This window comes from Hathewaya proteolytica DSM 3090 (genome assembly GCF_900142225.1).
GTDB lineage: Bacteria > Bacillota > Clostridia > Clostridiales > Clostridiaceae > Hathewaya > Hathewaya proteolytica.
The window spans coordinates 295,826-303,061 of the sequence record NZ_FRAD01000003.1; the positions used below are offsets into that span (position 1 = coordinate 295,826).

The window sequence follows — 7,236 nt, forward strand, 5'->3', positions numbered from 1 at the left end:
TAGTTAAAGTTATTCATTTACATCTTATAGTTGTTCACACTATTATTTTTTTCTTTTAACTTAGCCAGTGCTATTTCTGATTTTAACAACAAAATCTCCACATCATCTTTTACGATTTTCTCATACTCATCTATTAAAACATTGGCATTATCTAAATCCTCTTTTAAAATGAATTCTCTTATTGTATCTTTGATTTGAATCTTGTACTGCTCAAATTCGCTTAGTGTGGAGTTCTCTTCTTCATTAAATTCCTCTAGCATAAGCTCTATTCCATCTTTCATATACGGGTAAGCAGCAACTGCCCTTCTCAAATAATGGATATATTCACTTTGATTTTGTTCTTTTATATTTTCGGCTAGATACATATAAATAAAAAATTCATCTTCTTCATTCTGAACTTCTCTTATTAACTCATTCTCTATAACAAAGGGGGTGTACACTGTAGTAACATATTTTTTTCCATTATCTATATAAGCTTTAAATATACTTGAATATAAATTTTTTTCTTTCACATCGTTACCCATGATTAAATAACATCTTTGTAATATAATGTGTGATTTTAAATCAACGAAATTGTAACTTGTGTTTTTTATTATGTAATCTTGTAACAACTCCTTAAAATTGGAGTAATTTTTAAATAAATATCGCATAAATAATTGAATACTTTTGGTACTTAAATCATAAACAATATGACTAACAGATTTTTTATATAAAATGAAATAATATATTATATCAGCATAGTATTCTTCTAATAAATCAAATTTAACTTTTTTTATAAATTCTTTGATCATCGTATCTATATCTTCATTTTTTTCATACATTGCACAACGAATTCTATTCAAATCAAAATAACTATTATCTGAACCTGAAAAATAACTTGTCAATTGTATTTTTTCTTCCGTTAGTAAGTTATTTTTATTTTTCTCTATTTCATTAAAGAAATTTTGTTGAATTTCTAAACTTGACTGCGCTATATTGTTTTTATAAAATTGAAATAATGTTTCTAGATCTTTAGTTATAAAAGAAATTTCAACAAACAACTTATACCCTGCATAAAAAGGTTCTGATTTTATATCGATATTTTTTAAGTATTTAATTGCTTCTTTAAATTCTTTTTTCTTATACAACGAGTAAGCTATACCATATTTTCCTTCATTTTGCGACGCTAAAGTATAAATATTCATTGTAGGATTAAATCGAATAGATAACTTCTCATAGTTTGAGCATAAATCCATATACTTTTTAAATGTTTTTATGGCATCCTCATATTTCTCTACTTTTATTTGTGCTTGAGCTAAATAAAAGTAGATGTCTATATGGTCCGGTTCTATTTTTAACGCTTCTTTTGATATCTTTTCTACCTCAAAATACAATCCATTAATTAGTAAAGTTTTAATATGGTTAGGAATAATGTAAAAATACATTTTTCTTTCATTAGATTTTATTTTTTCAAACATTTTATATGCTTTTAAGCTCTCATTTAAAGCTTTGCTGTAATCCTTATGCATCATATATGTTACTGACAATTGATACTGATAATATATATTTTCAGGTTCTTTTTTAAGTTCTTCTTCAAGCATTTTTTTTGTTCTTTGGTACTTCTTTTCCATTAGTTCCTCATCTGTGGATATATAACCATAATGAATTAAAACACTATTTAAAGCTAAGCATTCTCCTTTAAATATAGGATCATTATGAACACTTCCTTTATAATGAAAAAATCCATCATTTTTAAATATCCTTGGAGATTGCAAAAGAGCATAATGATAATCCTTATCTTCATCTAGTAAATTCTTTACAGTTAATGCAACTGCTCCAAATTTATCGCCAACTGTGGAATGAAAGTATTTTATTATTTCTTCACTCTCTTCTAGTACTTCATCTCCATCTATAATTAAAATCCATTCACCTTTAGCATAATTTATTGTTATATTTCTCATTTCTGAAAAGTTGTTATTCCATTCATGAAAATAAACGCTCTCTGTATATTTTTTAGCGATTTCAATAGTACTATCAGCAGATCCTGTATCTACTATTATAAGCTCTGAAGATACAGCTTTCCTTAAAGGTTGTAAACTTTTTAAACATTCCTCTAAATGCTTTTCTTCATTTTTCACCATCATACATATACTAAGTTTCATCCTATTTCACCCTTTCAAGTTTAAAAAACTTTAAATAACCATACTTATTTTATCGTAAAACACTCCTTTTTCTTTAATATATTTTTTATGAAACAAAAAAGCCAGAGAAATTATCTCTGACTTTTTTATTAAAGGTTTATCAACTATCTTAATAATTGAAGAACTCCTTGAGGCTGCTGGTTAGCTTGCGCCAACATTGCTTGAGCTGCCTGGCTAAGGATGTTATTCTTAGAGAATGCCATCATTTCTTTAGCCATGTCTACATCTCTAATTCTTGATTCTGATGCCTGTAAGTTTTCTGATGCTGTATTCAAGTTTGTGATTGTGTGTTCAAATCTATTTTGAATAGCACCAAGAGCACTTCTTTGTGAAGATACTTTTTCAATAGCATTTTGAACTGTTTCTATTGCAGTTGCTGCACCAAATTTTGTTGAAATATCAACCTTGTCAACACCTAATGCAGCTGATCTCATATCATCCATAGAAACAAATGCTGTTTGCCCTGAGTTAGCACCTATTTGTGCCATTATTGATTCATCTAATTTAGTGCTTGCAGCTACAAATTTATTGAACACAAAAGTCATGCTTTCTCCAACCTTCATATTCTTAATATTATCTATTGACATAGTTACAGCTGCACCTGTCGTTAAATCTGTACCAAAACTTAATGCTATAGATGAAGATACCGTTAAGCCATCACCACTATTAGCAGCTTTTATTGTACCATCTGGACCAACAACTTTAAAGTTTGCATTATCAAATGTACCTTCTGCACCATCTACTCTAACAAGCATATATGCGCCAGCTACTTCTGAACTAGTTGCCATACTAGATTGAACAGCTTTTAAATCTGCAGCATCAATCTTAATAATTGAGTTATTATTTACTCTTAATGAACCTTTTACTGCTTCAGCAACACCCTTAGCAGAACCATCTAATAATTTCTTAGTGTTGAATTCTGTTGTGTTTCCGATTCTGTCCAATTCAGTTTTTAACTGTTTAACTTCGTTCTGAAGTTCTTTTCTGTCTGAATCTGTGTTTGTATCGTTAGCTGCCTGTACAGATAATTCTCTCATTCTCTGAAGAATTGAGTGAGATTCATTTAAAGCACCTTCAGCTGTCTGAATCATAGAAATACCATCCTGAGCATTTCTTGAAGCCTGGTCAAGACCTCTTATCTGAGCTCTCATTTTCTCAGAGATTGCAAGACCTGCTGCGTCATCTCCTGCTCTGTTTACTCTTAAGCCTGAGCTTAATTTCTCCATTGATTTTCCAGATGCAGTTGTGTTACCTGTCATCATTCTGTGAGCGTTCATTGCGTTAAGATTGTGATTAATAATCATAATAAAATCCTCCTTGTTTTTTTGGTGAACATCCTTGTTCATCCATGAATATTTAAATTATTGTGTTACCTTACAGTAATTATATCGGTCTTATTTTTATACACTTTAGCTTTTTTTAAAATATTTTTATTAATTTTTTATTTTCATTTTAGCCTTTATTTTGTCTTTATGCTTTTTAAAATTGAAATATCAAAGGATACTGCATTCTTATTTTCTTCTTCAATTTCTTTATAAAGTTCTTTTCTCAAAATGGTGATTTCCTTTGGGGCATCTATGGCCAATTTTACTGAGCCGTCATCTAGCTTAACTACAGTTATTTCAATATCATCTCCAAGCAATAGAGATTCACCTTTTTTTCTACTTATAACAAGCATTATACTCCCTCCTTAAAAAGCGGATGTTTTATGGAGTAATCATCGTTATCCAGTATTATTTGCTCACCTATCTTTTCCTTTATATTAATAACAATGGGAGCCCTTAAGTTTACTGTGATCTTTTCTGTATCTGCATTTAAAGTAACTGTATTTAAAACTAAAGCGTCTTTTTCGTCTTGAATTTTAAGTGTTCTCATTTGCTCTTCTTCTATTCTGATCTCATAGTCATTTTTCACATTGGAAGGCAGAGTCACTATAATTCCAATGTCCTCTTTTTCAATAGAGTGCAATACTGAAAAAACAGGGTTTTCTTCCACGGTAAATAATATGAATTGTTTTAACTCTTCAAATCCTGGTATTCCTTTTTTGAAATTTATTATATCTTCTTGGCTGTATTCTATACATCCGTGATATTTGGTATTTAAATTCATTATTAGTTACACCACCTTATTTTTAATAAACAGAATTCTTAGCTTAAGTGGAAATTTAACTCCAACAAAAGCTAAGAATTTAAACTATATATAAATTATCGTTTTAATATGCAATTTACTTTATATTTAATGTGATATTTATCCTTATTAACAAATCAAAACTTCATAATAAATTTTATATCATAGAAAAATTGCACCCTATTACTCTATTAGTATTTTTTTAATTTGAAAACTGTTTTACTCAATCCTGATAATTCATTTTTATTATTATAAACCTTTACTTCATGTTCTTCCTCAAAGTACGACAAATCTTATTCGGGAATAAATCCTATCTGATATAATAATTCAAGAGTTTTATAGATTTGAAAAAAGCATGAAGAGTATTATCAAAAACACCCTTGTACTTCCCGTTGAAATTATTATAATAGTTGCTCTATTGCAACTGTTAATTCCATTCCTTGTCCGTGAAGGACTTATACCAAATCAAAAAGGAAAGCACATACCATTTATATAGTGTTAAATACTGAAATTAATGTTCATTAAATAATTTTAAAAATAACAGCACCATCCTACTAAATAGAATGGTGCTGTCTTATTAAATATTTATTATTTTTCTCTTATATATACTGCATAAGGCTCCATCCAGTAATTTATTGTATCATTTTTAGAATAAACATTAATATTTATATTTCTAAAAATCACCAGGACATCAACTTCTAGAGTATCTATCTCAAGGCTCATATCTTTTACTATACCTACATAAGGTTCATTACCTGGAGGATATTTGACCATAATGTTATCTAGGTAAGCTTTCATATTTTTCTCCATGATTACCTCATCATTTAATAATATCTTTAATGTTGGTATATTATTAATTTTGTTCACATTCCAATATAACTTATATTCCCCTTTATTTCCTTTAATAGATGTAAATAGTTCCGAGCTTTCATTTTGTAGATTAACCACCCACTGATAATCACTGATGTCTAAGGCGCCAGATGGCAACATTATGTTTGTTCCTAAGTGCCCGGCATTATCAAGCCCACCAGAATTTGGCCATACCTGCTGGAAACCTAATTTATTTTCGAAAACATCACCTTGACTAAGGCTACTATCAAACCAAGCTGGCAGCTTTGCGTCCTTTGTATATGCAAGATAATTCACGGCATCTGTGATTGACTCCCGCACCTCACGTTCCGGTTCTTTTACAGCTTTACTCAATTGGTTATCCTTAATCATTCCTTGACTTCTAAGCAAACTTTCCAAGCGATTAATTTGAGATGTTACTGGCAAATCTTTATAACCAACCACTGGCAGTACTGAGAATACAGCCATAACAGATATAGTAATAGCAATTATTACATGGGATTTTCCCTTCAAAATTATAAGCAAAATAGAAGATATGCAAGCTATAATCCAAATAATAACAAAAGAATACTCTGTTGTTTTAAGACCATACTTTTGTAATTGAATAAACAGCGCCCATGCTTCAATGGCAAGTATCACTAGTGCAGCAAAGGGATAAACACTTCGATAGAGTTTTGCCATATAAGTTTTGTAATGAGTTACCATTACGTGGAGCCAGATACCAAAAACAGTGTACGCAGTGGCAATTCCAGAAAGTTGTGTGAACGGAACCTTCATTCCATCCAAGACAGTTTTCCCTGACCAAATTAATAGAACTAAAGTTAAGGCAGTCATTATAGGAATCATTATATATTCAAATAGAACTTCTATAAACCTCGGTTGATTCTCAGCGACTTTTAGGCGTTCATCAACTTGCCCCTTACTGAAGTCTGGGAAATAACCAATAAATATAGTAAAAGCTAAAAAACCACTTAATGTTCCGATATACATATAAACTTTTTCACTCATATTATTATAAAGAAGTGATTCTATGGCACCTCCAACTCCAGAGGCTCCCCCCATTATAACCAAACCGTATAGCATGGCAATGAAGAATGCTTTTTCAGTCATAAAAAAGGAACGTGAAAAGTCAGATTCATTTTTTGCATATGAAGCTATTATAATAAAAGCAATGAAACTGACAAGAATAGCTACAATAACCCGCGATTGAGCTATTTGTGAAATCTCTGTATAAGTAGATCCACCCAAAGAAACCTTAGCACCACCAAAAATACAGAGCAACACAACTGTTAATATAACAACTAAAGCACTAAGTAGATTGGCAATAATAAATGCTTCTTTATTATTGTACCAGCTTCGAGCCGCTGCAATTGCAGCTAACCCGAAAATAGCCCCCAAGGCCAGACCCCAATTAATGCAGTTTAACAAAAAATTATAGGGTTCTTGATCATTCCAGTTAAGTTGAATCCTTATTATAGTAACAATGGCAAATGCCAGTGCACTAGCAATGGAAATAGGGAAGGTCTTAAAAGCCGTAAATGCACCTTTGAAATTTTTAGAAATCCATTTAGTAAAAACATTCATAGCGCGTATCCTCCTCGTTTGTTATGTGTGAATAATTAAATAATTAACTATAATATGTTACAGCTATTCTTCTTAATTATATATGAATATTGATATAAAAGATATTGATATTCTATATCAATATTGATTATTTTTTCTTTTGCTCACGTAACATACCACACTTATTTCCTGGCAAATATTGAAATTGATGCTTATGATATAGTGAACTTACCCCACCCACAAGGGGATGGGGCTTCCTGCTTCTTCGACCTCGCAATCTACTATCTCCACAGGCTTGATTCCGATAGTTCCTACCGTATTTATTACAGGATTACGCCACCTCTATTTTTAGTTCTTTTAATCCTTGCTTTAGAATATTCTTACTTGCATTAGCATCTCTATCGTGTATGCTATGGCATTTAGGACATACCCATTTCCTTATATTTAAGTCCTTAACTTCTGCATTTTGGTAGCCACATACTGAACACAATTGGCTTGAAGGGTAGAAGGTATCTAT

At 30.7% G+C, this 7,236-nt stretch carries 6 protein-coding genes; all 6 read right to left on the reverse strand.

Annotated elements, in window-relative coordinates; translation table 11 throughout:
* Nucleotides 1-17: 17 nt before the first annotated feature.
* Nucleotides 18-2,141, reverse strand: a complete 2,124-nt coding sequence (locus BUA73_RS01495) for a glycosyltransferase (RefSeq protein WP_072901504.1) — start codon at nucleotides 2,139-2,141, stop codon at nucleotides 18-20.
* A gap of 143 nt (nucleotides 2,142-2,284) precedes the next feature.
* The gene (locus BUA73_RS01500; RefSeq protein ID WP_072901507.1) at nucleotides 2,285-3,484 is read right to left on the reverse strand and encodes a flagellin N-terminal helical domain-containing protein; all 1,200 of its coding nucleotides are present in this window, start codon (nucleotides 3,482-3,484) and stop codon (nucleotides 2,285-2,287) included.
* A 155-nt stretch (nucleotides 3,485-3,639) separates the two neighbouring features.
* Complete coding sequence (gene csrA / locus BUA73_RS01505) at nucleotides 3,640-3,858, reverse strand: carbon storage regulator CsrA (protein WP_072901510.1); 219 nt, start codon at nucleotides 3,856-3,858, stop codon at nucleotides 3,640-3,642.
* Nucleotides 3,858-4,289: a flagellar assembly protein FliW gene (fliW, locus tag BUA73_RS01510; protein ID WP_072901512.1), complete on the reverse strand. Its 432-nt coding sequence runs from the start codon at nucleotides 4,287-4,289 to the stop codon at nucleotides 3,858-3,860. The genes csrA and fliW overlap by 1 nt, the downstream gene beginning before the upstream one ends.
* A 606-nt stretch (nucleotides 4,290-4,895) precedes the next feature.
* On the reverse strand, nucleotides 4,896-6,740 hold the full coding sequence (locus tag BUA73_RS01515) for a DUF4153 domain-containing protein (RefSeq protein WP_072901514.1): 1,845 nt from the start codon (nucleotides 6,738-6,740) through the stop codon (nucleotides 4,896-4,898).
* A gap of 310 nt (nucleotides 6,741-7,050) precedes the next feature.
* Nucleotides 7,051-7,236, reverse strand: a 186-nt coding sequence (locus tag BUA73_RS01520; protein ID WP_143146961.1) for a zinc ribbon domain-containing protein, incomplete at its 5' end; no start/stop codon positions are given.